The sequence below is a fragment of the Dysgonomonas termitidis genome (assembly GCF_054657735.1).
The window spans coordinates 2,391,722-2,417,806 of sequence record NZ_BAAHYD010000002.1; the positions used below are offsets into that span (position 1 = coordinate 2,391,722).

Sequence of the window (26,085 nt, forward strand, 5' to 3'; positions counted from 1 at the left end):
TTTACGCCAACAACCCGCTTACAATCGGCGAAATGGGAATCGGACACGAAGACACAAAAGAAATAGAGGCTTTGCGTGAAGCCTTGGTAAATCTGCTCATTCACACTGATTATTTCAGTCCGATGAAACCGCGAATCCGAGTTTTTACCAACCGCATTGAGTTTGAAAATCCGGGGAAATTGCCCCGCTCGGTTGAAGAACTGATGAGAACAGACGAAACTTTGCCGAGAAATCCGGTTTTGGCAAAATTTTTCCGTTTGGCAAAACTTTGTGAAAGCGCAGGTTACGGATTTGACAAAATGCTGCAATGGAAAAAGCAAACAGGGAATGAAGTCCTGTTTGAAACCTCTATTGATAAGACGAAATTCACATTCATACTCTCTGAAAATGAAAATCGACAAAGTACAGAGAAAGGTATAGAGAAAGGTATAGAGAAAGACGAAAATGGTATAGAGAAACCACAAGAAAGTACAGAGAAAACTATACAGAAACTTTCAAAAAATACAGAGAAAATTCTGAATTTAATGGCGGAAAATCCGTCTATCACAACCGCTCAACTTGCTGAAAAAGTCGAAATTTCTGTTGCTGCAATCAACAAACAAATTGCAAAATTAAAAAAACAGAATTTACTTCGCCGAGACGGTGCAGATAAAGGTGGTAAGTGGGTAATTATAAAAACAGATTGAATCCTATTATTTGTACCATATTTGCGACATGTGTTTGTAAGATGTTGAATATCAATAGTAAATACTTTTGAGGAAGTAAAATAAGATATACATACTTTTTATACTACTAAAGATAAGCTGTCGGATTAGATTCCGGCAGCTTTTTTTATTTAGAGGGCGTCTTCTTCTTTGAGGCTTTCATACCTTTGACAAGATGAGCGATAGCCAGCATGGGGCTATGGAATATCATACGCGGCCCGGAATAACGCATGACTTCCTGCATACGCGATTTCATGTCAGGCTTATAGCAATGGACAGGACATTTCTGGCAAGTAGGTTTATCTTCGCCAAAAGTACAGCGTTCGAGTCTGTTCATCGCATACTCATTCAGTAGTGAACAGCCGGCGCACAAGGTCTTGGATTTACCATGTTTAGCAGCACAGTATATCCTTATCATTTTCGTTACAGTCCTTTTTTCCGTATCATTCATCTTTTACAAAACCTCTGTCAATCATCCTTTCCGGATTCATAAAATAAGCCATCCCCGTTTTCATCCTCTTAAAGTTCAGCTTTTTGTAAAAGCCTTCTTTTCCTGGTGAAGCATATAGGATAAAATTACAACCGGGCGTAGCCGCCATTAACCGCGTCACTATTTCCTGTCCTATCCGATGTCCCTGATAAGCAGGGTCTACTGCAATATCGTATAGTGCTGACTGCCGTACTCCATCGGATATCATACGCCCAAATCCAATAAGCACAGTATCATTAAAAACAAAAATAACAGAATGACTGGCCTCAAAAGAAATCCGGTGTTTCTCCGCATCAACTGTAGACATGCCTACAATATCCAGCAAATTACGGACTCTTTCCCAGGATATATCCCGGCAATCCGTTTGGTATATTAAATCCATATATGTGCTAATTATTCAAAGTTGAAAATAAGTGAAATCATACGAGACTTCCCGGAAGATATTGCATCCCTGTATTTCAACATTTCTTTATCTGTTATATCTGACCTGTCTTTGTCTATTAAATCGGCTAAACCGAAAGAAAAACGTAATTCGGGGCATAGTTTGAACAATGGCAGATAGATGTTGCACCCCACGCCGAATTCCAATCCGTAGTCCATTTTCCTGAAACGTAATGCCTGATCATTTTTAGCGCCGATATCCAACGCTGCATAAGCTCCGCCTAATAGATAAGGGCGGTAGTTCCCTATGCGGGGAGCGCTGAATTTAAGATGTAACGGGACTGTGAGATAACTGGCCTTCAATGATGTTGTATATTCCTCACCCGAAGACTGCTCCCTGAATACAAAACGCCTTTCGCCCAAATGCATACTCGGGGATAAACGGAGGTTGAAATATTCATTCAGGTATCTGTCCCCTATCATGCCCACACTGAATCCGACCGAATAGGAAGGTATTTCGGCAAACCATGCATCGCCGTTTTCCCCTATATAGCCTGTATGGGAAAATATCAGATCAGGAGCATTAATACCTAGCGAAAAACCCAGATGGTACATCTTCTGATCGGCAAACGGCTGATTCAGAGCCTTGCGAGCCTGGGCCTCCATGTTTTCTGCCGAAGCAATGCAGAAGGCTAATAAAATCAATATGTATATTCTTGTTTTCAAATCAGGATACTTTTTTTATGAAACGCAGATCTACACCCGTTATTATACTAGAAACCAATATTAATATTACTTAGAAAGAGTAAAAATAAGCAATTTGTTAAATTATGTTCTAATCAGCCGGTACGAGTATAAAGTATTGTGAAACAATAAATTATTTAATAAATCGAAAATCAATATAGATAAAAATGATATTTTATTTATAATATCTAACAGTATCTATTTTGGCTGACCGAAAAAACTCTTTATATTTGTTGCATCAAAGTTAGTAATAATATTAAAAATCGAAAATCATGGCTTACGTAATTAACGAAGATTGTATTGCTTGCGGTACTTGTATTGACGAGTGTCCGGTAAACGCAATTTCAGAAGGCGACATCTATAAGATCGATCCAGATACTTGCACAGATTGTGGAACTTGTGCTGATGCATGTCCAACTGAAGCAATTCACCCTGCATAATATTATCAGGAGTATAAAATACAGAGGAAGCTTATATAGCTTCCTTTTTTATTTTATGACTACGACTGGCTCCCATAATAAAAAGCATGAGGCTGGATGCACTCATGCTTTTTTGTACTGTTGAAATTTTTTTCTACATATTTGTTTTCAAAAACTTAATTACTTTCTCATACAGATAAGTACGGTTGGCTGCACCGCGTATCGAGTGGTCTTTGTCTGTAAATACAAACATATCGAATTGCTTGTTTGCTTTTACCAGAGCAGCCGCATAGTCCATTGTATTCTGGAAATGTACATTATCGTCTGCCGAACCGTGTATCAATAAGAGGTTTCCTTCCAGCTTATTCGCAAAATTTACGGGTGAACCGGCTTCATATCCGGCATTGTTCTGCTGAGGTGTACGCATGAAACGTTCTGTATAGACCGAATCGTAGAAGCGCCAGTCGGTTACGGGTGCAATTGCCACTCCGGCTTTAAATGTGCCATTACCGCGGCTCATACTCATCAGCACATTATACCCTCCGTAGCTCCATCCCCAGATCGCTATTTTGCTACCGTCTATATATGGAAGTGTGGCAAAGTACTTAGCCGCAGCCACCTGGTCGTCCGATTCATAAATACCCAGATTCATATAGGTACATTTGCGGAATTCTTCGCCCCTGGCTCCCGTGCCGCGTCCGTCTACACAGGCTACTATGAAGCCCTGGGTGGTCAGGTAATCTGTCCAGTCCATGCCGTAACGGTCTTGTACCTGCTGCGAGTCCGGTCCGCTATATTGTACCATAACGAGCGGGTATTTACGGGACGGATTAAAGTCGGCAGGCTTCATCATATATGCATTCAAATCCCTGCCATCAGCCGATTTTACAGTTATAAACTCTTTCTTTGGAAGAGCCATTGATGCCAGTGTTTTGCTTAGAGCGGCATTGTCCTCCAGTACACGCAGCTCTTTGCCTGTAGCGTCGTGTACTGTAGTTATCTTAGGAACAGAGGCGTTGGAGTAGCTGTTGATATAATATTTACCGTTTTCACTGAATGTCGCTTCATTCGTTCCTTGTCGGGCAGATAGTTTTGTTTTGATACCTTTTACCATATCTACTTTATAAATGGCACGTTGCAAGGGACTTTCTTCCGCAGCTTCATAAAATACCGCTTTTGTAACAGGGTCTACTGCAAGCAGGCCGGTTACATCGTAATTGCCCGAAGTCAATTGTTTCTGCATTACACCTGTATTATCGTAGAGGTAGATATGCGCATATCCGCTTCTCTCGCTCACATATGTAAATTGATTTCCAAAAAAACAGATTGTATTCAGCGATTGGGAATCCACATAGCGGCTATTCACCTCGTTCAGTACCGAGCGGGGAACAGCCGACCGGGCATTGGTAAAGAACATCTCAAATTTATTCTGGTCACGGTTTAGTGTCATAATGGCGAGTTCGTCACCGGTAGGAAGGAATTCTATACGCGGAATGTATTCCGTGCTTTCAGGAATATTCATTTTGCGGATAGTCTTGGCTTCTATATCGAAGACATTACAGGTTACTTTCGAGTTTTGTTCTCCGGCTTTCGGGTATTTGAATGTAAACAGTGACGGGTACAACTGATTATTATACATCTGCATCGAATATTGCGGTACGGCGGTCTCATCGAAACGGACAAATGCCAATAAGCCTCCGTCAGCCGAAAAATCCATCAGTCTGGTCGTCCCGAATTCTTCTTCGTATACCCAATCGGTACCCCCGTTGATAATTTTGTTTATTTCACCGTCTTTGGTTACCTGCGATTCTGTATCATAGTCGAATTTGGCCAGCCAGATATTATTGTCTATCACATATGCTAACATACGCCCGTCGCGTGAGAAGACAGGCACAGACTGCTTTCCTTTGTTTTCGGTCAGTTTACGCACCAGATTGCGGCGCACATCATAGTAATAATAATTTGCTTTGAAAGAATGCCGGTATATAGATTCGGAATCATTATATACGATCAACCGTTTTTCATCGGGACTTATCACAAAACCCTGGAATGTGTCGATTGTACAATCACGGGCTTTTTTTACATTAAAAATCGTATCGGTAGGCAAGCCTGTTTTATACGAATATTTGATAATCATTTTATTATCCCTGTCGGCCTGAAAATATGATTCTCCGTCAGCTGACGATGTTACAGGCTGTACGCCACGGGCGTAATATTTCCCGGAATTGATATCCCTGAGGTTTAAATGCTGCGCGTTAGCTGTTGTAAAGAACAAGCTAATAATCAACAATCCAAAAATGTTCTTCATGCTTCTATATGATTTTTATTTCTTGCAAATATACCGATTTTTGACAGGTGATGTATAGATTATAATGTGATTATATTTTTATAACGTCAATTAGGGGTTGAATTATATAAGGCTTACAGCCTGTCAGGTTTATCGGCCGCCCTGTTATGAGCCGTATAATGGATTCTGGGCATATACAAAGTGAAAACCAATTAATAATATCAATCAGTCGTTAGATATTCAGATATTAACGTTCTACTTATCTTTCACGCACAACTGTTATTTCTGCTTCTCTAATTTTTTATATCTTTAAACCATTAATTAAATGCACATGACACAGAAAGAATACAAAAATCTCTTCGACGAAGACGATGCCGTAGGCTGGTGGGAAATAGACAAGGCAATTGAAAAACTATACGGTGATGTTGAACCTCGTCATTACGCCCCGCAATTGCACTATATGGTCGGAGGGGAAGACCCTTTGGACGGAGTCAGCATTTTCGATTCCCGTAACCAGGAATTTCACCGTCATCTGGTGAGTTATGGTATGTCGGAGCTTTACTATAATGAAGAGGCTGCGGGTGGTGAGTTTAGTAAATGGGGTTTCGAATTTACTTTTCGTCTCAAGCCTTTCGAAGAAGACGGGGAAGACCCTACATGGGTTGTCAATTTGATGAATAACCTGGCGCGCTATGTGATAAAAAGCGGCCGCTGGTTTGAAGAAAACCATGTAATCCCTGCCAACGGTCCTGTACGGGTAGGAGGGAAAAAGGAGATAGACATTGTGGGAGTTGCTTTTACGCTTGACCCCGAAATGGGAAAAATACAGACTCCGCATGGAGAAGTGGCTTTCTTGCAGATGGTAGGGCTTACCTCCAAGGAGATGGACCGGATAAAATCGAGTGGTTCGGCTTATGAAGAAGTGAAGAAAGTACTGGAAGAGATGAGGGACAATAATCCGTTGATGATAACAGATTTAGACCGGAGATAGTAACGTGTATTCTCAGAAATGCGATAAAACAGTCAAAACACCGGTTTGTATAAAATAGAAATGGCTGCCGATCATTTTCGGCAGCCATTTTTATCTTAGTATATCCCTTATTTTATAATTTTCAGTTCCTGAATCAAACGGGGACATTTCATTACCTTATCTATTGTATAAAGTACATAGCGAATATCCACGCTGATAGTACGTTGCACTTCCGGTTCAAATACAATGTCTCCGCTCAGTGCTTCCCAGTTACCGTCGAAAGCCAGACCGATAAGTTGAGCTTTTCCATCGAAAACAGGGCTACCCGAGTTACCTCCGGTTATATCATTGTTAGATAAGAAGTTTACATGCATCTTACCATCCGCGTCAGCATACTGGCCAAAGTCACCTGCTTTCAGGTCGTTAAGGATATATTCCTGTACTGCAAATTCGGGATCATTCGGATTTTCTTTTTCCAGAACTCCTTTCGATGTAGAATAGTAATCGTATGTTACAGCATCGGCAGGCTTGTATCCGCCAATGGAACCATAGTTGAGGCGTTGGGTGAAGTTGGCGTCCGGCGAGAATACTTTATTTGGTTCCATTTCCATCAATCCCGCCATAAACAAGCGCCCGCCCTTCTCTATTTGCGCGTGATATGGGGCAGAGTCTTTCTGAAGCAATTTCAGGCATGGCTCAAGCGATTTCGCCAGTTCTATCGCAGGATCTTTTTCTATATCTTTAACTTTACCGCTGGTAATAAGGCTTACTATTCCGTCGAGGCTTGTCAGCTTCGTATTTTTATAGAACCAGTCGGCGTATTTATCATAATCGCCTTTGAACTTCTTGTTGATGGTTTCATATATGGCTGGTTGGTAAGCAGCAGGCACTCGTTCTGCGTATAGTTTGAGCAATACAGGCATTACCTGACGGTCGAGAGACGGCTCGTAGTCTTTGTACGCGTTAGTCATGCGGCTTCTTAATTCTTCGCCTTTATCTCCTTCGTCCATTTTGCTGACAAACAAGGCTGTATTGGCAAAACGGGTTATTTCTATACCGTTGTAGAATGTTTCGAACAGGTATGTCTGTATTTTAGCAGCATCCATTGTAGAAGTATAACCTTCTTTCAGCATCTGTAATACATCCCCGTATTTGGCCTGGTTGTCCGATGAGGATGCCCATTGTGCAAATCTCGTTTCAAGGGCTTCTTTATCTTTTATTACATCCAGCTTTGCAATGGCTTCGTTCATGCCCATTGCATTTTTCCAATAGTTTGAACTACCTGCGTATTTAGAGGCATATTTGATGCGTACAGCATCACTTGCGTTCATCGCTTTTTTCCAGATGTCCTGTTTTGCTCCACGTACTTCGATGCGTGGCTTGTGCTCCGATTCTACCATTTGGTTGATACCCCACGATGACATGTAGCGTTCAGTACTTCCCGGATAACCGATAGTCATGGCATAATCCTTATCCTTGAATCCCTGTATGGATACAGGAACGGAATATTTAGGCTTGTAGGGAACATTATTGGCGCTGTAGCGTGCGGCCTGATTGTCTTTGTTCGCGTATACGCGGAATACAGAGAAGTCGCCTGTGTGGCGTGGCCACATCCAGTTGTCGGTTTCTCCTCCGAATTTACCTACGGATGAAGGCGGAGTAAAAACAAGTCTTACGTCGCGGAAGACATCATATATAACTGCATAATATTTGTTGTTGGAATAGAACGGTACTACCTGCGCACGTATGAATTCATTCCCTTTATATTTTTCTAAATATATATTCGATAACGAATCTATCTTTTGGTCGCGCACATCTTCGCTGTCATCAGGCAGTAAAGTGGAGGTCACGAAATCTGTGATGTCCTCTGTCTTTTGCAGGAAAGCAACCATTAATCCTTCTGCCGGTAATTCATCGGCAAATGCCTGACTGACAAAGCCGTCTTTCAGGTAATCGTGCTCTACCGAACTAAGTTTCTGAATATTTCCGTAGCCACAGTGATGATTTGTGAAGATCAATCCCAGATCAGAAACGGCAACTCCGGTACATCCGCCACCGAAGATTACCACCGCATCTTTCAGCGATGGGTTTGTCTCACTGTAAATACTATCGGCCGGGAATGAAAAACCCAGTTCTTTCATACGAGCCAGACTTTGTTTGTTCAGCTCTTTCAGCAACCACATACCTTCGTCAGCCTTTACTAACAGGGCCGAGAGGAAGAGGATTGAAAATAGAAATATCTTTCTCATTGGTTTATAATTATTATTGATTTATTAATTGTATTTTGTTTTATTTATTTTTCTTGAAGTATCTGTTGATAAGAGGTATTTCACTCAAAGGCAAATCCTTTTTAATCACAATCGCCGCAAAAGCGATGAGGAATAATGTACGGTATCCCATACGCAGCAATTCATTGTCTATCTGCGGATACATGGCGGCTATATAAAATACGGTTGCCAGAATGAAATAAAGGAATATATTTTTCAGGTCATATTTTATAGGGAAATACTTTTGCCCGATGAAGTACGATATGGCGGCTATTATCAGGTTGCAGGCGAACGTAGCCCATGCACTGGCTATATAGCCGTAAACGGGAACAAGTACAATATTCATTACTACCTGTATGATGCATCCCAGTATGGAGAAATATGCTCCGTATTTGGTCTTGTCCGTCAGCTTGTACCATACCGAAAGGTTGAAATAGATACCGAAAAATATCTCACCCATCATGGCATACGGCAGAACGTCCAACCCTATGGCATAATTACGGCCGATTTTATGCATAATATACTGGATGATATCTATGTAGAACATCACTACCAGAAAAATCAGCAGCACAAATATGATGAAATATTTCATTGCGTCCGCATAAGACCTGGTATTGTCCTTCCCATCCTTGTTTTTCCCGAAAAAGAAAGGCTCATAAGCGTAACGGAAAGCCTGGATGAACATAGATATTATGACCGAGAATTTGACACAGGCGCTGTATATTCCCAACTGGCGGTCGGCTTCTTCGACACTATCAAAAGGAAGATAAGGATACACCAGTTGCGCTACGGTCTGGCTGATAACTCCTGCCAGTCCCAGCATGAGCAGCGGAAAAGAATATTTCAGCAGGCGGCCCAGCAGGCTTTTGTCAAAGTCTATTTTCAACCCCTTCATTGTTGTTGGTATCAACAGGATTAATACAGCCAGCGTAGATATAAGATTAGCCAGAAATATATACCCTATACCTATATCCTGATGATAAAACTTATTGAGTATAAAATCGGGGTAAGCCTCTTTTATCCAGGGGCAAAATACTAAGAAGAACAGATTGAAAAATATATTGAAGAAAATAAAGGCGAGTTTCAGCGCGGCAAACCGTTTCGGCCTTTTTTGTTGTCTCAGGTATGCGAAAGGGATGGTCATAAACGCATCCAGGGCAACCACGATCGCCATAATCATTATATGTTCCCTGTGATCCGTATATCTGAGCCATTCGGAAATGGGCGTAATGAAGCAGATACAGAACAATATAAAGAGCAGTGAGGTGCAGCCTATGGTTATCAGTGAGGTAGAATATACCTTATCCGCGTTTTCTTCCTTTTTATTCATAAATCGGAAGAAACCCGTTTCCAGTCCGTAAGTCAGCAATACCAGAAACAGTGCCGTAAGCCCATATATGCGGCTAACTTTCCCATATTCTATAGTATTGGTGAAAATGCTGATGTGCAGTGGCATCAGAAACCAGTTGAGAACACGGCCGAGAATACTACTCAATCCGTAGATTGCAGTATCTTTCGCCAAACTCTTCATTCCACTACCTGCCATAGAAAATTATTTGGCTACAAAAGTAGTAAAATAAGTTATGAGTTATAAGCTATAGGTTATAAGTTTTTACCATGTTATGGAAAACGAGATACCAAACTGTTTATGTATCCTGATTTAATTGGCCTAACAACGGGTGTTTGTGCAACTATAAAAATTACAATTACATAATATATTTTCCATATTTAAGACTACCTTTGCAAGAATTACGAATCAAAAAGAATTTCCATGAACTATTATCATTTATCTATTTTGGTGCATCGCCAAGCCATCAGATATGGGAAAAGAACCGCCCTGAAGTATAGGAACCCTTACGAAAAAAAATGGAAGAGTATTTCATGGAAGAAGTTTTCAGATAACGTAATGAAGACGGCATGGGCTATGGCCGAAATAGGTGTAAATGAGGGCGATAAGGTCGCGGTTTATTCCCAGAATATGCCTCAGTACCTTTTTGCCGATTTTGCTTCGTATGCCAACAGGTGCGTATCGGTACCTATATATGCGACCTCTTCACCTACACAGGTGGAGTATATAGTCAATGATGCGAATGTGGAATTGTTGTTCGCTGGGGAGCAGTTCCAATATAATAATGCGTTTAAGGTGCAGCAGAGCGGATCTTCCGTCCTGAAAAGGATAATTGTATTCGATAACAAAGTAAAGTTCCATCCCGAAGATAAGACATCTATTTATTTCGATGATTTTATCGCCTCGGGGGAAAATTCCAATACGGAAGTTATTGTGCGTGTACGCATGAAATCGAGACAAGAAGACGATATCGCCTGCATAATATATACTTCAGGTACAACAGGCGAGCCTAAAGGTGTTGTGATACCTCACTCCTGCTTCTTGCAGGTATTCCGTATTCACGATATGAGGCTGGCTATGACATCCAACAAAGATGTATCGATGAATTTCCTGCCACTGGCGCATATCTTCGAGCGGGCATGGACATGTTATGCACTTCACAAAGGTATGACTATTGCCATTAATCAGGATGCGAAGGAGATACAGAAGTCTATACAACAGATCAAGCCTTCGATTATGTGTAGTGTTCCCCGTTTTTGGGAAAAGGTATATGCGGGGGTGCAAGAGAAAATTTCTGATTCCAAGGGAGTCATGAAGTGGTTGTACACTCATGCGATCAAAACAGGCAAGAGGTATAACCTCGATTATAAGAACAATGGAATCCGTGCGCCTTTTGGTCTGAGGATCAAATTCTTCTTATATAACAATACTGTATTCCGCGTGTTGAAGATGGTGGTCGGTATCCAGAACGGCAATATATTTCCATGTGCCGGAGCACCGTTGTCAGACTCTATAAATGAGTTCCTGCAATCGGTAAATATACCTATAATAATAGGTTATGGATTAACAGAGACTTGTGCGACAGTCAGTTTTTATCCGGAAAAAGGATTCAGAATAGGTTCCATCGGTACTATTATGCCGGAGGTGGATGTAAGGATAGATCCTGCAAACAACGAGATACTCGTGAAAGGAAAAACCGTTATGCGCGAGTATTATAAGAAACCGGAAGAAACGGCTAAAGTGTTTACCGGGGATGGGTATTTCCGTACAGGTGATGCCGGACGACTGGAAGGAAATGTCTTGTTTCTGACCGAGCGTATAAAAGATCTTTTCAAAACAGCTAACGGTAAATATATTGCTCCTCAGGCGATAGAAACAAAAGTGTCTGAAGATAAGTTTATCGATATGATAGCTGTTATAGCGGATGAACGCAAGTTTGTCAGCGCCCTGATTGTACCAGACTATAAAGCATTGGAAGATTATGCAGAGGCTCACAATATCCAATATGATAAACTGGAAGAACTGCTCTCAAATGTGGATATCCTGCGTATGCTCGATGGCCGTATCGAATTGTTACAGGCAAATTTTGCTCCTTACGAAAAGATTAAGAGATACTGGCTGCTGCCCGAACCATTCACAATGGAAGGTGGCGAACTCACCAATACGTTGAAGGTTAAGCGTAAGTTTGTCGCAGAGAAGTATAAAGATATCATCGACAAGATGTATAAAGAATAACGCTGTTAGCTTTTAGCTGATAGCTATCAGCTAATGGCTATCGGCTATCGGCTAAAACATGGCAGGCATTTATATACACGTTCCTTTTTGCAAGACAAGGTGCATTTATTGCGATTTTTATACCCGCACCGATATGTCTCCAAGGCATAACTATGTATCGGCTGTATGCAGGGAAATAGAGTTGCGCAGAGACTACATCTCAAGTGAGGTAGTAAAGACAATCTATTTCGGAGGAGGAACGCCTTCCCAATTATCATACGGGGACTTCCAAAGAATATTTGATACCATCCGGGCTAATTTTACGGTTGCCTCTGATGCTGAAATAACAATGGAGGCCAATCCGGACGACCTGGATGCAAAATATTTGGAGACGCTCCGGGGACTACCTTTCAACCGCCTGAGTATTGGTATCCAGAGTTTCGATGACAATGAGCTGAAATTCCTCAGGCGCAGACATTCCGCCGGAAGAGCAATAGATGCGGTCAGCTTATGTAAGTCGTCAGACTATAACAATATCAGCATCGATCTGATGTATGGACTGCCAAATCAGACAATGGATATCTGGCAACGAAATCTGGAACAGGCTATAAATCTCGGTGTGCAGCATATCTCGTCTTATCACCTTATTTATGAGCAGGGAACACGGTTGTACCGTTTGTTCAAATTGGGCGATGTAAAGCCTGTGGATGAGGATTTGAGCGTGCAGATGTTCTCTGCGATGATTGACAGCCTGAGTGATGCCGGATTCCAACACTATGAGATATCTAACTTTGCCCGGAATGGGCTGTATTCGAAACATAATAGTTCGTACTGGCTTGGAGAAAAGTATCTTGGATTAGGACCAGCGGCGCATTCTTTTGACGGGCAGAACCGTGCATGGAACATTGCCTCTATCTCTAAGTATGTGGAAGGGATAGGGCAGGGGAATCCGGCCGTAGAAACGGAATATCTTGATAAGAATACCGGTTATAATGACTTTATACTGACTGGCATGCGTACCATGTGGGGAGTAAACCTCGTTGTGCTGGAAAGCCGTTTTGGTACATCAATGAAAGATTATTGCATGAAGAATGTACGGAAGTATATCAATCAGGGATTCGTAACTAATAATGATAATGTATTGAAACTAACCCGCGAAGGCATCTTTATCTCGGATGGCATTATGAGCGACCTGATGTGGGTAGAATAATCTGGCTATTATCATACCGAATAAAAAAGCTCCGGATTTCCGGAGCTTTTCATATGCTGTGATATTTCTTTCAATATATTATTCAGCACTTTTTTCTTCAGCCGGAGCTTCTGTTTCAGTAGCCGGAGCCTCAGCGACTGGCGCTTCTGTTTCAGCAACTTCTTCAGCCGGAGCAGCCTCTGCTTCAGCTTGTGCCTGAGCAGCATTTTCTTCAGCTTTCTTTTGTGCTACTGCTTCTGCTTTAGCCTTATTTGCAGCTTTTTCAGCATCTAAACGGGCTTTTGCATCAGCTTTAGCTTTTGTTTCGTTTTTGTTGATGACAGCCTGGGTTCCTTTTTCTTTCTCAGCTTTCCATGCTTCGAATTTTTTCTCTGCATCAGCTTCTGTAAATGCACCTTTAGCAACACCACCAAGAAGGTGTTTCTTTAACAATACTCCTTCTTCAGAAAGTATGTTACGAGTAGTGTCGGTAGGTTGAGCACCAACTTGTAACCAGTACAAAGCCCTGTCGAAATTTATAGTTATTGTAGCAGGATTTGTGTTCGGGTTATATGAACCAACCTTTTCAATAAATTTTCCATCACGTGGAGCTCTGCTATCTGCAATGACGATGTGATAAAAAGGATAACCTTTACGTCCTCGTCTTTGTAAACGGATCTTTGTAGCCATTTTTCTTTCTTTTGTTAATTATTAATTAATACATAATTGTTATTAGCGGGTGCAAAGATAAGAATAAGTTTTTGGAATACAATGGAATATTGCCTGTTTATTCTGTCGGATATGAATTTAAAAAAGGCCAAACTCCGTAGAGCTTAGCCTCTGTTTTATATTGACAGTTCTTATATTAGTATCTTATGCTAATGATTTAACGTGAGCAGCTAATTTAGATTTCAGGTTACCCGCTTTGTTTTTGTGGATAACGTTCTTTTTAGCCAGTCTGTCAAGCATAGAACATACCGAAGGATACAATTTTTGTGCTTCAGCCTTATCAGTCAGCGTACGGAACTTTCTAACTGCATTACGGGTTGTTCTTGCTGAATATCTGTTTCTCAAGCGTCTTACTTCGGCTTGTCTGATTCTCTTTTCTGCTGATTTATGATTTGCCATGTTGACTAATCCTTATTTTTTAATTTTTGTATTTTATTTTGTAGCCCATAGGGGAGTCGAACCCCTCTTTCAAGAATGAAAATCTTGCGTCCTAACCGATAGACGAATGGGCCATCCTGCGGAGTTTCCGTTCTGTTTTTACAGCTGCTTTCTCCTTCGATTGCGGATGCAAAGGTAATTCATTTTTGATTACTTGCAAATGTTTGATGCTATTTTTTTGAAATTAATTTTAGTTATTTTATTATGATATTGATTTTCAATGTCATTTATTTGTCGCGAAAATACAAATTCATTTGTGCAAAAACGAAATTTATTTTAAATAAAATTGTCAAAGAACGATGAAAGGGGCTAAATGAATAAAAAAAAGTATTTAATGCAACATTATTTAATTGAAACCGGCCATTATTGTTGCAGAAAAAACGATAAATAGATTCGAGGTCTCACCTTTCCATATATTGATAAATGATAATTGGCTTTATGCAAAAAACAGCTATTTTTGTACCTGATTTTTATAATTAATACAATTTACAAATGAAAAAGATTCTTTCGGTTTTACTCATTATATATACTTTTAACTTAAATGCCCAGAATACATACCGTTCACCCCTCTAAAAGGGGCAGTTCAAATACCACAAATTATATATATTTATTAAAATACATTGAAAGCCTTATCTGGAAATGAATAACACAAATATATGAATAATGTACAAACGGAACAAATCCCACAAATACTTTAAACTTGGTTGATTTTGATTGAAGTTTTTAAACAGAGTTTAAAGCAATACTTTATATATAGTTTAAACCGGGATTAAACAATGTTTAAATATTCTTATATAACTCCTATAGACGGATGTATGAGGGATGCTCGGACGGGATTGTCTCGGTAGCCTTCTTCCACTCTCCCCTTGATGCTTCGCCAGCTTCGAAAGTTTTTTGATATTCTTCCTGTACAATGCGGCGGACGTCGCCAGTAGTTTGTGTTTCCGTTTTGGCTATTATAATGCGACTGGTGATGAATGGGAAGGCATCGAAGTCGTATTTGTCGAGCGTGGACTTAGAGACGCGCAAAATGGCCCTATTGGCCTCATATAACGCCGTGAGAGATGTGTATGTTGTAACCTTTAGCGGCTTTTGCCGGATACAGACGAAAACTTTCATATTTGCAAAATGAAAAATAATTATGCAAATATAGTATATTATTTTATCATTATTGGATTTTAAGATAGATAAAACACACGGACGAGACGTCCGCGCGAGCGGGGGGGGATTTTAAGATAGATAAAACATACGGACGAGACGTCCGCGCGAGCGGGGTATTTTATCATTATTGGATTTTAAGATAGATAAAACACACGGACGAGACGTCCGCGCGAGCGGGGTATTTTATCATTATTGGATTTTAAGATAGATAAAACACACGGACGAGACGTCCGCGCGAGCGGGGGAGACGTCCGCGCGAGCGGGGGCAAACAACGGAAAAAGAAGCCGGAAATAGCAAAAGACCCGTAATTAGCGGGCCTTTTTCATGTATTTTATGATACTCCTACATTTTCTCCTACATTTTTTTGATGTATTTTGACGAATAGATCCGCATTTAGATACGCATTTAGATACGCATTTTTTTATAGAAAAACGTTATTACTTTTAATTACTATATTTGAGATATTCTATTCCATCTGCCATAATACTTTTTGCAATCCATTTACTGCCGGACAACTCCATTATAACTGTATAATCACAACGCAGCATGACCCCTAATGGATTTTGAGCATCGACATACATGCTTACTGTATATATATTACCTGATATGGTTATATTGCAGTTGTCGTATTTTTGGTACTTAGCTGAATATGGAGCCTTAAGTGTCTTTTCAATAAATCCTTTAGCCGTAACATATGCATCAAACCTAACATCATATGAATATGAAGAAGATGAGGCGCACGACTTGCAGGATTCAGTAAGATATATACCTCCACAAATGATAGCTATACCACACAATAGGCGAAAGGCTATAACCCTGTTTTCCTTTACACTAAATGTTTCTTTTATAAAAAGAACGACCTTTGTCAAGAAATATTCCATAAAATATAATTAAGATATACAACTATATTTACTTATTATGTCATTGTATTATATCTGATGTTCGCCTGAACGATGGCTATTGCCATAACGGAGGATATCGGAATATCAACCGGGTTGTAGTGTTCGTTGTAAGATACCAGTTTCAGGTGATCCTTCTTATCCGATCGCTGGACATACTTAATTACGACATACTCGTCACCCTCGACTGAATATGACACGATGTAGATGTCTCCGTAATGCAAGTAATCGAGGCTATGAATCTGCCTATATACTGCGATGTCGCCCGACTTCATCAACGGGTACATACTATCCCCTGTAATAAAAATAGCGCCGTCGCTCTTTGTAATATACGGAATCTTGATCGTGTCGATTATATTCTGCTTCCCACTCTCGAATAGCAGGCGCATACCCGCGGCCGCATTGATATCGTAAAGAGGTATAACCGTTTCCCCTTCAATTTTATTTTCAGGTTCAGCGACTATTGAAGAGAGACTGTCGTCTATATTATATTTTTTTATTTCCGGCTTTTTCTCTGACTTTAGCATTTCGCCTCGCCCCGTAATAAGCCATTCGATACTTAGATCATTATATTGATAGCTTATTTTCTCGCATACATCACTACCAACATTCCCTTCTTTATCAAGATATCCGTTAGATAAGCCAACATCTTTATAGAATCTATATTTGCTAATGTTTTTACTTTCAATATATTTTAATATTCTTTCCCTTGTATTCATATTTAGATAGAAAATAAGCTACTAAATTGTTTGATAATAGAAATTAAGCTATTATATTTGTATTCGAATAACAAATGTTACTCGGCTGTAAATATACTAAAAAATAAAGAATATGAGGAATAACTGGATTAAACAAGCGTCATCCTGCAAGAGTCTATGTGAGGATAATTTGAAAGGACGCCGCAGGCACCGTCAAAAACCTTTAGTAAGTGGAAAATATTATCCTTCTGAGTCAACGTCCTGTGGATACGTACTTTCAGTAGATGAGGTGTGTATAAAAGTGGAGATTGAGGGCGAGGAACCGGTAACGGTAGGATTGAGTATTCGAGTTGGCAAGAAAAAAGTTCGCATAAATCTGTCAAAACAGGCAGGCATACCTCAGTCAGATGCTTCCCGTGATCTCCGTCATAGTGCTCTGATGAGTATGTGAAGATGTCGATGTGAAAATTATACATGATATATAGATTTTGAGATAAATATAACAAAAAATAAAGAAAGGATGAAAACAAACAATTTTTGGATGATACACATGCACCTGGTGCGCAAGGGCGAGCTGGCGATTGCCAGCTGGCTGCTAAGAAAGGTAATAGAGGGTAATAAGCCGGCAATAATATATCACGGGCTGTCGTGTGATCCGGCGTGGTTTGTAAGTGGAATTACCAAGGGGAACGGGTATAGCATTAAACTGACGTACTGATATGGCTGAAATATTAAAAATCAGAGTCATGGAGCATAACAGAGCTGATCAGATTCGCATCGGCAGGGAATGCCCTATAACCAGCCTGGAGTGTACTGTAAAAAATGTGGTGGCGCAATACGAAGAGAAAAACGCCTGGTGTGGAGGCTTCCTGAATGCCTGCAAGGAATACTACATGCGCGTGGCTATAGTCGACGCGGATACGCTGGAGATACTGCATATGATATATGACGAAAGGGCAGGTAATCAAATAAATAATTTATGAAAAGCATAATAAAAAAACACGCCTATAAAGCCGGATTCCATAATAATTATGGAAAGGGTTTTACCGGTAATACGCTTTTGAGTTCAATAGCATTGATCGTATCGATCGTAGTATTAATAATCAAGTTGATTAACTAATTTATTCTATTATGATAACAAAAGTTACAGAGCCGATAATCGAAAAATCACCTGTTTTCGGCTCGCAGGTTATAGGCTCACAAACAGAATACCGGCTGTGTGGTATTCTGCTGATGAGAAAGGTTGTGTATACGCCCGAAAAATACGGGATCAGGAATCGCGATAACGGAGCCAGTAGATCACAGGCCAAATACTAAATCTCTTTGGCCCTCTCGTGCGCTTTCCTTATCAATTCGTTTTTATCAGATTCGGGAAGATTCTCAATAATTATTTCACAGAGGGCTTGAGTGTAGCGAAGGTGTTTAATGATCCAGTCTAATTTTTCTTGAAATTCATCCATAATGATTAATAATTGAAAGTTTAGTAGCAACAAAATTAATCATTTTTCCAGATAGGCAAGCACCGGTGTTCGAGCCACCGGCTGGAGCAAAGAATTTTTAAATTTTTATACATATGGAAAGATACCAGCAAAAAGAAACGACAAAGAAAGTACCGCGTCACGGGTATATCAATGACCTGGCGCGGCTATGCGGGTGCTGCCGGCAGACGGTAAGCAAAGCCCTGTTTGAAAATGCCAAAGGCGAGAAAGCCGATTTTGTGCGGAAGATGTACCGGACGAATTATAAACAATGTGCCGATTAGCTAATGTGCCGATATGCCAATTTAAAAAGCTATCGGCCATTAGCTAACAGCTATTAGCTTAAACAATTTACTAATCAATAATTAAAGATTATGGGAGTACCACAATGGAATATTAAAGAAAGACGCTTGCTTCGCAAGTATTACCCGGATGTGAACACGTTGAAGGGTTTAATTAATAAATCGCCCTATCTAATAGAAAAAAAGGCGACAGAACTGGAATTGCCGGGCAGTAAACAGTTAGCAGTAAACAGTAAAAGCACAAGGGGCGGGGATCACCGTAGCCCGGGATACAGGAACGCGGCAGGCGGCTCGTGTGTATATAACCCGAAGCGGCGGAGCGTGAAGGACATAGAGAGCGATCTCGCGCAGATAGAGCAATGCATAGCCACAGGTGTGGATATGGAGCACTGGAACGGGCTGGTAAATAAATACAACGCCCTGCAATACGAATACAGCCGCGCCCTGGAGGCGGAAGGCTGTAAGGAACCGAAACGCAAAAATAGAATCAAAGCCTGAAAGACATGGAAAGAATGACAGTTAACGGCCACTATGTAAGCCAGTACAGGAAGAACATCACCAAGTTTGCACAAGGCCTGAAGGATAAGGCCGTATCCATGCTGGAGGAAGGCAAGAGCCTGAAAGAAATCTACGATGCCCTGAACCCTGATATCCGTGCCAAAGCAAACGGCATATACGCAAGCTACCGCGCTGCCTGCGAATGGGCCAAATATGATGCCCTGTACATACGCAACGCCAACGGCGACTATACGATAATAACCATAATACCTGTAAGCCATGAGAGCTAAACTGATCATAGCCGGCTGGTTGCTGGCATTAATGCTGACGACATACAAAGGCGTAGACCTGAGGGTATGGGGGGGGGATTATCGCCCTGATGGGTGTAATGACATACCTGATGAACAGGTACTGGCGGGAAGTGGCCAGGGAGGTGATAAGGATGGAGCGACGGGTGATGGCGATCTGCAAGAAATTGACAACTAAATAATTGATATTATGTACAACGAGAAACGATTTTTACTACCCCAAAGCCCTAACAGCATGGCGTGTTACCATGCCAAGATAGACGCTGACGGCAAGATGAAGCTGACTATCCACGACTGTAACAACTCGATCAGGTTGCATAATGACCTGAGCGCTGTGTCCGGAGTTCGCGAGGCACTCGACAAGCTGGCAGCACTGGAGGCAGGTATAGCAGACCTGAAGATGTATATTATTGACAATCAAAATAGATGGCTATGAAAACAAAAGACTTAAAGCCGGGAAAGGATTACCTGTATAACGGCAACAGCGTGCTGGTAAAGGTAAGGTATAACGGGAATTGCAAAGAGGGGCATTCCTTCACGGAAAGGGGCAGGAAAGGTGAGACGCATAGCCTGAGCGCTAAGGAGGTGGATGCGTATATAGAATCATAATCATAAAGCCGGTAAGTATGAAAAGTATAATAAAAAAACACGCCTATAAAGCCGGAGAATTGCTTATTGTGGATTTCCGGTTTATAGGCATTGTGGTGTACAGGAGAGAACTCCCTTTTGAATTATTCAAGGTTATAGACCCTCATTCTTTTCTAAATGGACGGTAATAACCAAATCGGTCGCTTTAGCTGTTCCGTTGACGCCATAAGGAGTAACGAACATCTGCTTCACACGCCAGCCTTTGGCAAGATGGCTGTCTATCTCGGGAAATGGCACAATAAAGGCGCTAGGTTCCTTGTTATCAAGGCTTCCGATACTCAAATCCGATTTTTCGGTAATGATTTTCTCCATAATGATTAATTTTTTTGAATTAGACAGCGCAAAGTTAATCATTTTCCCGATAGGCAAGCACCGGTGTTCGAGCCACCGGCGGGAACAAAAAAGTAAAAACAGCATATGCCGGAGTACAACAGAAATATACTTTGTGTGACAGTGGACGAGCTGGTCGGTTGCGGGATAAGTGATCGTACAATTGGCGATGGTTTGTTACGCCAGCGTCAGGGCCTGGTCTACTGCTGGCCTCACCATAAGGAGGGGCGCAAGGTGTACCTGCATTACGACGGGCTGAAAGATATTTACAAAAACCTTATAAAATCGCTGGTCTGCGGGGATGTGGAGCCTGCCTTATGGATCAGGAACCGCGAGGCCGAGAAGCTGGCGCGCGAACTCGACACGCTGTGCAGCAACCTTAACCATATGGTGGAGGTAAGCCCCGAAGAGGTGAAGGCGCTGAGCGATAGCAAGCTGTTCACCCCGCAGGATGTGCAGCGCATCGCCCGCGCCGCCGGATGGCTAAGGCTGTGGCGGCGCATGACGGTAAAGACCGCCCGGGGCTATGGCTTTGCTTCGGTGACCGAGTTGCAGGCGGAAGTGTTTAAACGCTGTTTAAACGAGCAGAAAGCGGGCTTTGTGAAGTTTCCGAAGCCGATAAACAGCGAACGGACGCTCGACCGCAAGGCGCGGGAATATGAGAAGCAAGGCCTTGATTGCCTGATCGGCGGCTACTTCGGGAATGCGAACCGGGAGGCCATAAAAGGCGCGGTACATGCCAAGCTGATGGAGCTGGCCGGCAGTCCGTTGAAATTCTCTTTCGAGGATATAGGGCTGTTTTATAACTCATGGGCGCAGGAAAAGGGCTTACCGCTGCTGACAGTCTCGGCCATCAAGCAACACCTGAACAGGCCGATGCATGAGCGCGTGTGGTCGTATGCGCGACACGGAAAAGTATATTCCGACCTGAAATTCCAGCCGCAGATAGAACGCGAACTCCCAAGCCGCCCGGACGCCCTGTGGTCGCTGGACGGTACGTCGATGCAGTTGTATTATAAAGACGCGAACGGCAAGATAAAATCGGATTTGTACGTGTATTTCGTGGCCGATGTGCATAGCTCCGCGATCCTGGGCTACTCGGTGGCGTTCTCGGAAAGTACCGGGATGATCGCCGAAGCCCTGAAGATGGCAATCGACAAGTACGGTTACAAACCCTACCAGTTGCAGTACGATGCAGGGAAAGCCAATGTGAGCGACGCGATGCAGGGCGTAATGTCAAATATGAGCCGCGTACACTTCCCCTGTATGCCGAATTCGGGAAACCACAAGTATATAGAAACATATATCGGCCATTTCCAGCAGCGTGTATTGAGGCTGTACGAGGAATTCAAGGGCGGAAACATAAACACACGTTCGGAAAACTCGAAGGCGAACCCGGAACTGCTCGCCAGGCTGAAAAAAGAAAACCGGTTTAAGACTGAAAGCGATATTATCTCCCTGTTTGACGAGGCTGTAAGCAAATGGAACGAACGGGGCGAGAAACGCAACAAATACGGACAGTTTACCGGGGAGTCGAAGATCGCACGGTATATGAAACCGCATGCCGACCGCGTGGAACTGAACTACTTCGAGAAAATCAGCCTGTTTATGGGCCAACTGAAACAACCCTACGAATACAAACAGCAAGGTATCACCATTACGCTGGGCGGTGTGAAAAGAAATTACATCGTTCCCGACGCGGACAGTATCGGCGACTTTATGTTTAATGGGCTGTACGTAGGTGAGCAATTTAATGTTCGTATCAATCCGCTCTCCCCGGACTTTATCACGCTGTACCAGAAAAACAAGCTGGTAGCCACGGCGCACGAGAAAGATAAATTCGCCGCCTGTGCGGCTGATATGAAGCTAAGGCCGGGAGACGCCGCAAAGATCAGGCAGTTTATCGCCAAGCAGGAACAATATGGTTATGAACATGCCATGAAAGAGATGGAACGCCAGCGTGAGATACTGTTTAAACAGGATTTAAAAGCTACCGGCACGGACGGTTTCGGATGGCAGGATATGCCTAAAAAGGAATGGAACGACGTGCAGGGATCGGCGGAAGATACCCGCAACGGAATGGCGGACGAAACAATCGACGCACGGCGGGCGGCCCTGATGGGAATGTGATTAATATGCCGATGTGCCAATTTAAAAAAAAGCTATTGGCTATTAGCTAACAGCTATTAGCTTAAATAATTTACTAATTTTTAAATAAAAAAATATGGAGGTAACAGCGCAAATAAAGCAAAAAGTAGTAGACGCCCTGCTTCAGGATATGAAGGAACGCGGCTATGATTCACAGAACAAGTATGCCAGGTATATCAAAAACCTGCTCAATATCCCTTTCGACAAAGCGGCCCTGTCGCAGATAAAGAAAGAGGATAAACGCAATGTGATAAAAGACGCCACCTGGCTGACGCTCGCCGGATATTTCAACCTGCTGGGCGACGGACACTGGCAAACGGCTCGGACACATGCGTACGAGACTATGACGGCATACCTGGAGATGTGCAAGAACCACGGCGTGTGGCGTACCGTGTGCGACCATGCCAGCCTGGGAAAGACATACTCCGCCGAGCAGTTTGCCAAAAGGAATAAAGGCTCGGTATTTTACATAAAATGCTCTGATTGCGAGACGAAACCGGAATTTATAAAAGCCCTGGCCATGCAGTTCGGTATCGAGCGGCGCAGTTCGCTGCGGCAGATGTGGGTAGACGCGACAAACGAACTGCTATTGATAAAAGACCCGTTGCTGATACTGGATGAATTCGGGGACACGCACGACCAGATAATCACCCTGATGAAGTCGCTGTATAACAAGGCCGACCGGGGCGACCATTTGTCGCTGGGCGTGCTGCACATCGGCGCCGACAACCTGATGAAGCGCATGGATGACGGGCTGCGCCTGAGAAAGCCGAGTTACGCGGAATATTTCAGCCGCACGGGCAGCGAGTTCCTGACGCTCAACTACCAGAGTGCGAAGCTGTCGAAAATAGAGAACCAGGCCCGCATGAACCTGATCCTGAACTCCGATATAGAGAAAATAACCGACCTGAACCTACCCGAAACGCTGCTGAGCCACCGGGAGGAAATTATCGACCAGGCATTTAAGAAGCGCAACCTGAGGATAATAAGGGATAAGATAGGGATATTAAGCTCATTATAATGTGCCGATTAGTAAATATGCCAATGTGGCAATTAAAAAAAATGTAATTATGAGCGATTTTGCAAAGTTTTACGCCCTTTTGAAGCAATTGCCTTACGCGGACAAGGAAGAGATCGTACTGTCGTACAGCGGAAAAAGAACGGCCTCCCTGCGTGAATTTAAGCGCGTGGATGCTACAGGCTTCCGGTATATGCTGGCCGACCTGGAACGTAAAGCGGCCCCTCCCCAACCCTCCCCGGAGGTGAGGGAGCAGGCTGACGCGGAGACAGAGGTAAAGAAACGTAAATACCGCAGCCTGATACTGCGTGCCATGCAGGAACAGGGCGTTACGGTAAAAAACCGGGACTGGTCGGAGGTGAACAACTTTGTGGTACGGTATGCCGGCGAGGGCAAGACGCTCAAAAACATGAGCCTGGAGGAACTGAAGAAATTCAGCCGCCAGGTACATAAGTTACTGGAGTGGCATAACAATAAGCGCCAGGAGATGCTTATAAAGGCGATAATGAACTAATAAAAAAGCGATGGCCTCAGGTTACAACAGATATAATATATTACTTAAAATAAAGGATGTGAACGAGATATACCTCCGGTATGAGAAGAACTGGCCGGTGGACTATATCTACCGGAATTATATCTATCCCCGGCACTTTATCTCCAGGTCGACATTCTATGATTACCTGGGTACGCCATACAAAAAAGAACTGGCGGAAATAGAAGCGCGCCGGGCCAAAGAAGAAACAGAAAAGAAAAGGCAAAAAAGCCTGTTTGACGATGATGATTTTTAGAGTATTGACCAAATAAATTTTAAGTTATGAGTGAAAAATTAATAGACGTGTCCATGTTGACACAGGAGCAAAAGGACGCGCTCCTGCACGAGTTGCAAAGCGACAGGAATACCCGGATGCAAAAGCGCAGGGAAGCGTACGAAACATTGAAGGCTGATTTTGTGAAGTCGATATCCGCCCGGATATTGACAATGTCGGACGACGTGAAAGCCCTGTTTGACTTTGTGGTGAAAGAATGCGGGGTATTTTATGAGGTGATGAAGGAATACGCCCAGTTGCGCAATGAAGGCCAACTGAATTATAAAGTAGAACACGATAATTTTAAAATCGAAGTAAAATCCAATAAAGTGAAAGGTTTTGATGAGCGTGCCAATGTGGCCGCCTCCCGCCTGATCGAGTTTCTCCAGGGCTGGATAGATGGCTCCGACCGGGGCACGGATGATCCGATGTACCAGTTGGCAATGACGTTGCTGGAGCGTAACAGGTACGGGGATTTCGATTATAAGTCGATCAGCAAGCTGTACGACATGGAACAGAAGTTTAACAACGCCGAGTACAGCGACATCATGCAGTTGTTCAAGGAATCGAACACAATAGAGGGCACAGCGACGAACTTTTATTTCTCACAAAAGGATACGTTGGGTGTATGGCGTAAGATAGAAATTAACTTCAACAGGTTATAATCATGGGTAACATTAAATGTATCACATTCGACCGGGAGGCACAGGAAGCCCTGCCGGAACATATTAAGGCGAAGATGAAAGCGGACAGGGAAAAGGCCCGGGCCGAAGCTGATCAGGAATTACGGGAGGCGGCTTTGCCCCTTATTAAGTTCCTGAATGAGAAACATCACCCGCATGCGATAGCGATAGTGTCTGTCGATAGCGTGGAAATTATGGAAGGCGTCTGTATAGTTAATAATATTAATGATTTTATAAACGATTGATTATGGCAAAGAAAGAATTATGCGTGCGCCTGATCGTGGACGAGTGCCACGTAAGTATGGCGGCCTCGATGCTGGGCTTAACGCTTAGCCCGGAGGAACAGGATAAGAAGTTTTACAACCGCGATGAGCCGCTGGCGGTAGACGTCAGCGAGATGAGCGACGGCGACAAAGAGTCGGAGATGGGTATGACAATGGCATTCGCCCTGTTTGTTATTGCGAAGGACGCCGAAAAAGAAGAGAACAACGGATGATTATCGCAATAGATTTTGACGGAACGCTGCACACAGGGGAATGGCCGGGTATCGGCGCGCCCGCTCCTTGTGCGGCTGATGTGATGCAGGCGCTGAAAGATAAAGGGCATTACCTTATCGTCTGGACGTGCCGCGAGGGTGACGCGCAACGCGACGCCGTTAACTGGCTGCTGGAAAATAATATCCCTTTCGACAGGGTGAACGATAACAACCCTGCGCAAACGGAGATACACAACGCTAACTCCCGCAAAATATCGGCACATCTGTATATAGATGACAAGCAGGTGGGCGGATTGCCATCCTGGCCGGATATATTGGATTATGTGGAAAAATTGGAAGCAGATTATAAACAGTTGCAACATGGAAAGGAAAGTACGTGATATAATCTACAGGCTTCGCAAATCGGGGGGGGTGAAAATCAACACCGAGAC

37 protein-coding genes and 1 tRNA gene are annotated in these 26,085 nt (G+C 42.8%); 25 read left to right on the plus strand and 13 right to left on the minus strand.

Going from position 1 to position 26,085, the window contains the following annotated elements; genetic code table 11:
* Window positions 1-71: 71 nt before the first annotated feature.
* On the plus strand, window positions 72-686 hold the full coding sequence (locus ACYQ3L_RS14055; RefSeq protein ID WP_459952425.1) for an ATP-binding protein: 615 nt from the start codon (window positions 72-74) through the stop codon (window positions 684-686).
* Between the two features lie 145 nt (window positions 687-831).
* On the opposite strand, the gene ACYQ3L_RS14060 is transcribed toward ACYQ3L_RS14055, so the two are convergent.
* From ACYQ3L_RS14060 to porT, 3 genes are read right to left on the minus strand one after another with little or no spacing between them, the layout of a single operon-like run.
* Window positions 832-1,155, minus strand: coding sequence for a nitrous oxide-stimulated promoter family protein (locus tag ACYQ3L_RS14060; protein ID WP_379995087.1), 324 nt, complete (start codon window positions 1,153-1,155; stop codon window positions 832-834).
* Window positions 1,148-1,576: a GNAT family N-acetyltransferase gene (locus ACYQ3L_RS14065; protein WP_379995085.1), complete on the minus strand. Its 429-nt coding sequence runs from the start codon at window positions 1,574-1,576 to the stop codon at window positions 1,148-1,150. Before ACYQ3L_RS14065 ends, ACYQ3L_RS14060 begins: the two co-directional genes overlap by 8 nt.
* Before the next feature lie 11 nt (window positions 1,577-1,587).
* Complete coding sequence (gene porT / locus ACYQ3L_RS14070) at window positions 1,588-2,301, minus strand: type IX secretion/gliding motility protein PorT/SprT (RefSeq protein WP_459952426.1); 714 nt, start codon at window positions 2,299-2,301, stop codon at window positions 1,588-1,590.
* Window positions 2,302-2,591: 290 nt separating this feature from the next.
* Here porT and ACYQ3L_RS14075 point away from each other — a divergent pair, with 290 nt between their 5' ends.
* The gene (locus tag ACYQ3L_RS14075) at window positions 2,592-2,759 is read left to right on the plus strand and encodes a 4Fe-4S ferredoxin (RefSeq protein WP_006799560.1); all 168 of its coding nucleotides are present in this window, start codon (window positions 2,592-2,594) and stop codon (window positions 2,757-2,759) included.
* 133 nt (window positions 2,760-2,892) lie between these two features.
* On the opposite strand, the gene ACYQ3L_RS14080 is transcribed toward ACYQ3L_RS14075, so the two are convergent.
* Window positions 2,893-5,046 (minus strand): S9 family peptidase, encoded by a 2,154-nt coding sequence (locus ACYQ3L_RS14080; RefSeq protein WP_379995082.1) that lies wholly within the window; start codon window positions 5,044-5,046, stop codon window positions 2,893-2,895.
* Between the two features lie 310 nt (window positions 5,047-5,356).
* Between ACYQ3L_RS14080 and ACYQ3L_RS14085 the strand changes: the two genes are divergently transcribed.
* Entirely contained in the window at window positions 5,357-6,016 is a 660-nt protein-coding gene (locus ACYQ3L_RS14085) for a suppressor of fused domain protein (RefSeq protein WP_379995080.1), read from the plus strand.
* 107 nt (window positions 6,017-6,123) lie between these two features.
* On the opposite strand, the gene ACYQ3L_RS14090 is transcribed toward ACYQ3L_RS14085, so the two are convergent.
* Together ACYQ3L_RS14090 and ACYQ3L_RS14095 are read right to left on the minus strand one after the other, a co-directional pair.
* Window positions 6,124-8,244, minus strand: coding sequence for a S46 family peptidase (locus ACYQ3L_RS14090; RefSeq protein WP_379995078.1), 2,121 nt, complete (start codon window positions 8,242-8,244; stop codon window positions 6,124-6,126).
* Window positions 8,245-8,284: 40 nt separating this feature from the next.
* A complete protein-coding gene (locus ACYQ3L_RS14095; RefSeq protein WP_379995075.1) occupies window positions 8,285-9,808 on the minus strand; it encodes a lipopolysaccharide biosynthesis protein in 1,524 nt (507 codons plus the stop codon).
* A 225-nt stretch (window positions 9,809-10,033) separates the two neighbouring features.
* On the opposite strand from ACYQ3L_RS14095, the gene ACYQ3L_RS14100 reads away from it, so the two are divergent.
* Complete coding sequence (locus tag ACYQ3L_RS14100; RefSeq protein WP_379995073.1) at window positions 10,034-11,845, plus strand: AMP-dependent synthetase/ligase; 1,812 nt, start codon at window positions 10,034-10,036, stop codon at window positions 11,843-11,845.
* A gap of 58 nt (window positions 11,846-11,903) precedes the next feature.
* Complete coding sequence (hemW, locus tag ACYQ3L_RS14105; RefSeq protein WP_379995071.1) at window positions 11,904-13,034, plus strand: radical SAM family heme chaperone HemW; 1,131 nt, start codon at window positions 11,904-11,906, stop codon at window positions 13,032-13,034.
* A gap of 78 nt (window positions 13,035-13,112) precedes the next feature.
* Here hemW and ACYQ3L_RS14110 read toward each other — a convergent pair whose 3' ends face one another.
* From ACYQ3L_RS14110 to ACYQ3L_RS14135, 6 genes are all read right to left on the minus strand, one after another.
* Complete coding sequence (locus ACYQ3L_RS14110) at window positions 13,113-13,703, minus strand: 30S ribosomal protein S16 (RefSeq protein ID WP_379995069.1); 591 nt, start codon at window positions 13,701-13,703, stop codon at window positions 13,113-13,115.
* 183 nt (window positions 13,704-13,886) lie between these two features.
* Complete coding sequence (rpsT, locus tag ACYQ3L_RS14115) at window positions 13,887-14,141, minus strand: 30S ribosomal protein S20 (RefSeq protein WP_006799499.1); 255 nt, start codon at window positions 14,139-14,141, stop codon at window positions 13,887-13,889.
* A 41-nt stretch (window positions 14,142-14,182) separates the two neighbouring features.
* A tRNA-Glu gene (locus ACYQ3L_RS14120) sits at window positions 14,183-14,254 on the minus strand.
* Window positions 14,255-14,981: 727 nt separating this feature from the next.
* Window positions 14,982-15,209, minus strand: a complete 228-nt coding sequence (locus ACYQ3L_RS14125) for a hypothetical protein (protein WP_379995067.1) — start codon at window positions 15,207-15,209, stop codon at window positions 14,982-14,984.
* Between the two features lie 576 nt (window positions 15,210-15,785).
* Window positions 15,786-16,223, minus strand: coding sequence for a hypothetical protein (locus ACYQ3L_RS14130; RefSeq protein ID WP_379995065.1), 438 nt, complete (start codon window positions 16,221-16,223; stop codon window positions 15,786-15,788).
* Between the two features lie 35 nt (window positions 16,224-16,258).
* Window positions 16,259-16,960, minus strand: a complete 702-nt coding sequence (locus tag ACYQ3L_RS14135; protein ID WP_379995061.1) for a S24 family peptidase — start codon at window positions 16,958-16,960, stop codon at window positions 16,259-16,261.
* Between the two features lie 112 nt (window positions 16,961-17,072).
* Between ACYQ3L_RS14135 and ACYQ3L_RS14140 the strand changes: the two genes are divergently transcribed.
* The 12 genes from ACYQ3L_RS14140 (at window position 17,073) to ACYQ3L_RS14195 (ending at window position 20,301) form a co-directional block, all read left to right on the plus strand.
* Window positions 17,073-17,390 (plus strand): hypothetical protein, encoded by a 318-nt coding sequence (locus tag ACYQ3L_RS14140; protein ID WP_379995060.1) that lies wholly within the window; start codon window positions 17,073-17,075, stop codon window positions 17,388-17,390.
* Window positions 17,391-17,459: 69 nt separating this feature from the next.
* Complete coding sequence (locus tag ACYQ3L_RS14145; RefSeq protein WP_379995058.1) at window positions 17,460-17,657, plus strand: hypothetical protein; 198 nt, start codon at window positions 17,460-17,462, stop codon at window positions 17,655-17,657.
* A 28-nt stretch (window positions 17,658-17,685) separates the two neighbouring features.
* A complete protein-coding gene (locus tag ACYQ3L_RS14150) occupies window positions 17,686-17,922 on the plus strand; it encodes a hypothetical protein (protein WP_459952427.1) in 237 nt (78 codons plus the stop codon).
* Window positions 17,919-18,059 (plus strand): hypothetical protein, encoded by a 141-nt coding sequence (locus ACYQ3L_RS14155; RefSeq protein ID WP_379995054.1) that lies wholly within the window; start codon window positions 17,919-17,921, stop codon window positions 18,057-18,059. The genes ACYQ3L_RS14150 and ACYQ3L_RS14155 overlap by 4 nt, the downstream gene beginning before the upstream one ends.
* An 11-nt stretch (window positions 18,060-18,070) precedes the next feature.
* Window positions 18,071-18,256 carry a hypothetical protein gene (locus ACYQ3L_RS14160; protein WP_379995052.1) on the plus strand — a complete coding sequence of 62 codons (186 nt, stop codon included), beginning with the start codon at window positions 18,071-18,073 and terminating at the stop codon, window positions 18,254-18,256.
* Window positions 18,257-18,512: 256 nt separating this feature from the next.
* Window positions 18,513-18,701, plus strand: a complete 189-nt coding sequence (locus ACYQ3L_RS14165; protein ID WP_379995050.1) for a hypothetical protein — start codon at window positions 18,513-18,515, stop codon at window positions 18,699-18,701.
* Between the two features lie 90 nt (window positions 18,702-18,791).
* Window positions 18,792-19,217: a hypothetical protein gene (locus ACYQ3L_RS14170; RefSeq protein ID WP_379995048.1), complete on the plus strand. Its 426-nt coding sequence runs from the start codon at window positions 18,792-18,794 to the stop codon at window positions 19,215-19,217.
* Between the two features lie 5 nt (window positions 19,218-19,222).
* Window positions 19,223-19,507: a hypothetical protein gene (locus ACYQ3L_RS14175; RefSeq protein WP_379995046.1), complete on the plus strand. Its 285-nt coding sequence runs from the start codon at window positions 19,223-19,225 to the stop codon at window positions 19,505-19,507.
* On the plus strand, window positions 19,497-19,703 hold the full coding sequence (locus ACYQ3L_RS14180; RefSeq protein ID WP_379995044.1) for a hypothetical protein: 207 nt from the start codon (window positions 19,497-19,499) through the stop codon (window positions 19,701-19,703). The genes ACYQ3L_RS14175 and ACYQ3L_RS14180 overlap by 11 nt, the downstream gene beginning before the upstream one ends.
* Before the next feature lie 12 nt (window positions 19,704-19,715).
* On the plus strand, window positions 19,716-19,961 hold the full coding sequence (locus tag ACYQ3L_RS14185; protein WP_379995042.1) for a hypothetical protein: 246 nt from the start codon (window positions 19,716-19,718) through the stop codon (window positions 19,959-19,961).
* Window positions 19,958-20,134 carry a hypothetical protein gene (locus ACYQ3L_RS14190; protein WP_379994908.1) on the plus strand — a complete coding sequence of 59 codons (177 nt, stop codon included), beginning with the start codon at window positions 19,958-19,960 and terminating at the stop codon, window positions 20,132-20,134. The genes ACYQ3L_RS14185 and ACYQ3L_RS14190 overlap by 4 nt, the downstream gene beginning before the upstream one ends.
* Before the next feature lie 17 nt (window positions 20,135-20,151).
* On the plus strand, window positions 20,152-20,301 hold the full coding sequence (locus ACYQ3L_RS14195) for a hypothetical protein (protein WP_459952428.1): 150 nt from the start codon (window positions 20,152-20,154) through the stop codon (window positions 20,299-20,301).
* Here the strand turns inward: ACYQ3L_RS14195 and ACYQ3L_RS14200 are convergent.
* Window positions 20,267-20,485, minus strand: a complete 219-nt coding sequence (locus tag ACYQ3L_RS14200) for a hypothetical protein (protein WP_379995040.1) — start codon at window positions 20,483-20,485, stop codon at window positions 20,267-20,269. The genes ACYQ3L_RS14195 and ACYQ3L_RS14200 overlap by 35 nt on opposite strands.
* A 519-nt stretch (window positions 20,486-21,004) precedes the next feature.
* Between ACYQ3L_RS14200 and ACYQ3L_RS14205 the strand changes: the two genes are divergently transcribed.
* The 8 genes from ACYQ3L_RS14205 (at window position 21,005) to ACYQ3L_RS14240 (ending at window position 26,034) form a co-directional block, all read left to right on the plus strand.
* The gene (locus ACYQ3L_RS14205) at window positions 21,005-22,633 is read left to right on the plus strand and encodes a DDE-type integrase/transposase/recombinase (protein ID WP_459952429.1); all 1,629 of its coding nucleotides are present in this window, start codon (window positions 21,005-21,007) and stop codon (window positions 22,631-22,633) included.
* Between the two features lie 94 nt (window positions 22,634-22,727).
* Window positions 22,728-23,672, plus strand: coding sequence for an AAA family ATPase (locus ACYQ3L_RS14210; RefSeq protein WP_379995036.1), 945 nt, complete (start codon window positions 22,728-22,730; stop codon window positions 23,670-23,672).
* A gap of 49 nt (window positions 23,673-23,721) precedes the next feature.
* The gene (locus ACYQ3L_RS14215) at window positions 23,722-24,183 is read left to right on the plus strand and encodes a hypothetical protein (RefSeq protein ID WP_379995035.1); all 462 of its coding nucleotides are present in this window, start codon (window positions 23,722-23,724) and stop codon (window positions 24,181-24,183) included.
* Between the two features lie 58 nt (window positions 24,184-24,241).
* The gene (locus ACYQ3L_RS14220) at window positions 24,242-24,457 is read left to right on the plus strand and encodes a hypothetical protein (protein WP_379995033.1); all 216 of its coding nucleotides are present in this window, start codon (window positions 24,242-24,244) and stop codon (window positions 24,455-24,457) included.
* A 26-nt stretch (window positions 24,458-24,483) separates the two neighbouring features.
* Window positions 24,484-25,140, plus strand: coding sequence for a DUF3164 family protein (locus tag ACYQ3L_RS14225; protein WP_379995031.1), 657 nt, complete (start codon window positions 24,484-24,486; stop codon window positions 25,138-25,140).
* Between the two features lie 2 nt (window positions 25,141-25,142).
* Entirely contained in the window at window positions 25,143-25,403 is a 261-nt protein-coding gene (locus tag ACYQ3L_RS14230) for a hypothetical protein (RefSeq protein WP_379995029.1), read from the plus strand.
* Between the two features lie 2 nt (window positions 25,404-25,405).
* Window positions 25,406-25,654, plus strand: coding sequence for a hypothetical protein (locus ACYQ3L_RS14235; protein WP_379995027.1), 249 nt, complete (start codon window positions 25,406-25,408; stop codon window positions 25,652-25,654).
* Window positions 25,651-26,034 carry an HAD family hydrolase gene (locus ACYQ3L_RS14240; RefSeq protein ID WP_379995025.1) on the plus strand — a complete coding sequence of 128 codons (384 nt, stop codon included), beginning with the start codon at window positions 25,651-25,653 and terminating at the stop codon, window positions 26,032-26,034. Before ACYQ3L_RS14235 ends, ACYQ3L_RS14240 begins: the two co-directional genes overlap by 4 nt.
* Window positions 26,035-26,085: the final 51 nt, after the last annotated feature.

Coding starts and splice junctions, on each gene's coding strand:
- ACYQ3L_RS14060 (WP_379995087.1), bottom strand. CDS start 1,155: ATGAATGATACGGAAAAAAGGACTGTAACGAAAATGATAAGGATATAC.
- ACYQ3L_RS14065 (WP_379995085.1), bottom strand. CDS start 1,576: ATGGATTTAATATACCAAACGGATTGCCGGGATATATCCTGGGAAAGA.
- ACYQ3L_RS14075 (WP_006799560.1), top strand. CDS start 2,592: ATGGCTTACGTAATTAACGAAGATTGTATTGCTTGCGGTACTTGTATT.
- ACYQ3L_RS14080 (WP_379995082.1), bottom strand. CDS start 5,046: ATGAAGAACATTTTTGGATTGTTGATTATTAGCTTGTTCTTTACAACA.
- ACYQ3L_RS14085 (WP_379995080.1), top strand. CDS start 5,357: ATGACACAGAAAGAATACAAAAATCTCTTCGACGAAGACGATGCCGTA.
- ACYQ3L_RS14090 (WP_379995078.1), bottom strand. CDS start 8,244: ATGAGAAAGATATTTCTATTTTCAATCCTCTTCCTCTCGGCCCTGTTA.
- ACYQ3L_RS14095 (WP_379995075.1), bottom strand. CDS start 9,808: ATGGCAGGTAGTGGAATGAAGAGTTTGGCGAAAGATACTGCAATCTAC.
- ACYQ3L_RS14100 (WP_379995073.1), top strand. CDS start 10,034: ATGAACTATTATCATTTATCTATTTTGGTGCATCGCCAAGCCATCAGA.
- hemW (WP_379995071.1), top strand. CDS start 11,904: ATGGCAGGCATTTATATACACGTTCCTTTTTGCAAGACAAGGTGCATT.
- ACYQ3L_RS14110 (WP_379995069.1), bottom strand. CDS start 13,703: ATGGCTACAAAGATCCGTTTACAAAGACGAGGACGTAAAGGTTATCCT.
- rpsT (WP_006799499.1), bottom strand. CDS start 14,141: ATGGCAAATCATAAATCAGCAGAAAAGAGAATCAGACAAGCCGAAGTA.
- ACYQ3L_RS14130 (WP_379995065.1), bottom strand. CDS start 16,223: ATGGAATATTTCTTGACAAAGGTCGTTCTTTTTATAAAAGAAACATTT.
- ACYQ3L_RS14135 (WP_379995061.1), bottom strand. CDS start 16,960: ATGAATACAAGGGAAAGAATATTAAAATATATTGAAAGTAAAAACATT.
- ACYQ3L_RS14140 (WP_379995060.1), top strand. CDS start 17,073: ATGAGGAATAACTGGATTAAACAAGCGTCATCCTGCAAGAGTCTATGT.
- ACYQ3L_RS14145 (WP_379995058.1), top strand. CDS start 17,460: ATGAAAACAAACAATTTTTGGATGATACACATGCACCTGGTGCGCAAG.
- ACYQ3L_RS14150 (WP_459952427.1), top strand. CDS start 17,686: ATGGAGCATAACAGAGCTGATCAGATTCGCATCGGCAGGGAATGCCCT.
- ACYQ3L_RS14155 (WP_379995054.1), top strand. CDS start 17,919: ATGAAAAGCATAATAAAAAAACACGCCTATAAAGCCGGATTCCATAAT.
- ACYQ3L_RS14160 (WP_379995052.1), top strand. CDS start 18,071: ATGATAACAAAAGTTACAGAGCCGATAATCGAAAAATCACCTGTTTTC.
- ACYQ3L_RS14165 (WP_379995050.1), top strand. CDS start 18,513: ATGGAAAGATACCAGCAAAAAGAAACGACAAAGAAAGTACCGCGTCAC.
- ACYQ3L_RS14170 (WP_379995048.1), top strand. CDS start 18,792: ATGGGAGTACCACAATGGAATATTAAAGAAAGACGCTTGCTTCGCAAG.
- ACYQ3L_RS14175 (WP_379995046.1), top strand. CDS start 19,223: ATGGAAAGAATGACAGTTAACGGCCACTATGTAAGCCAGTACAGGAAG.
- ACYQ3L_RS14180 (WP_379995044.1), top strand. CDS start 19,497: ATGAGAGCTAAACTGATCATAGCCGGCTGGTTGCTGGCATTAATGCTG.
- ACYQ3L_RS14185 (WP_379995042.1), top strand. CDS start 19,716: ATGTACAACGAGAAACGATTTTTACTACCCCAAAGCCCTAACAGCATG.
- ACYQ3L_RS14190 (WP_379994908.1), top strand. CDS start 19,958: ATGAAAACAAAAGACTTAAAGCCGGGAAAGGATTACCTGTATAACGGC.
- ACYQ3L_RS14195 (WP_459952428.1), top strand. CDS start 20,152: ATGAAAAGTATAATAAAAAAACACGCCTATAAAGCCGGAGAATTGCTT.
- ACYQ3L_RS14200 (WP_379995040.1), bottom strand. CDS start 20,485: ATGGAGAAAATCATTACCGAAAAATCGGATTTGAGTATCGGAAGCCTT.
- ACYQ3L_RS14205 (WP_459952429.1), top strand. CDS start 21,005: ATGACGGTAAAGACCGCCCGGGGCTATGGCTTTGCTTCGGTGACCGAG.
- ACYQ3L_RS14210 (WP_379995036.1), top strand. CDS start 22,728: ATGGAGGTAACAGCGCAAATAAAGCAAAAAGTAGTAGACGCCCTGCTT.
- ACYQ3L_RS14215 (WP_379995035.1), top strand. CDS start 23,722: ATGAGCGATTTTGCAAAGTTTTACGCCCTTTTGAAGCAATTGCCTTAC.
- ACYQ3L_RS14225 (WP_379995031.1), top strand. CDS start 24,484: ATGAGTGAAAAATTAATAGACGTGTCCATGTTGACACAGGAGCAAAAG.
- ACYQ3L_RS14230 (WP_379995029.1), top strand. CDS start 25,143: ATGGGTAACATTAAATGTATCACATTCGACCGGGAGGCACAGGAAGCC.
- ACYQ3L_RS14235 (WP_379995027.1), top strand. CDS start 25,406: ATGGCAAAGAAAGAATTATGCGTGCGCCTGATCGTGGACGAGTGCCAC.
- ACYQ3L_RS14240 (WP_379995025.1), top strand. CDS start 25,651: ATGATTATCGCAATAGATTTTGACGGAACGCTGCACACAGGGGAATGG.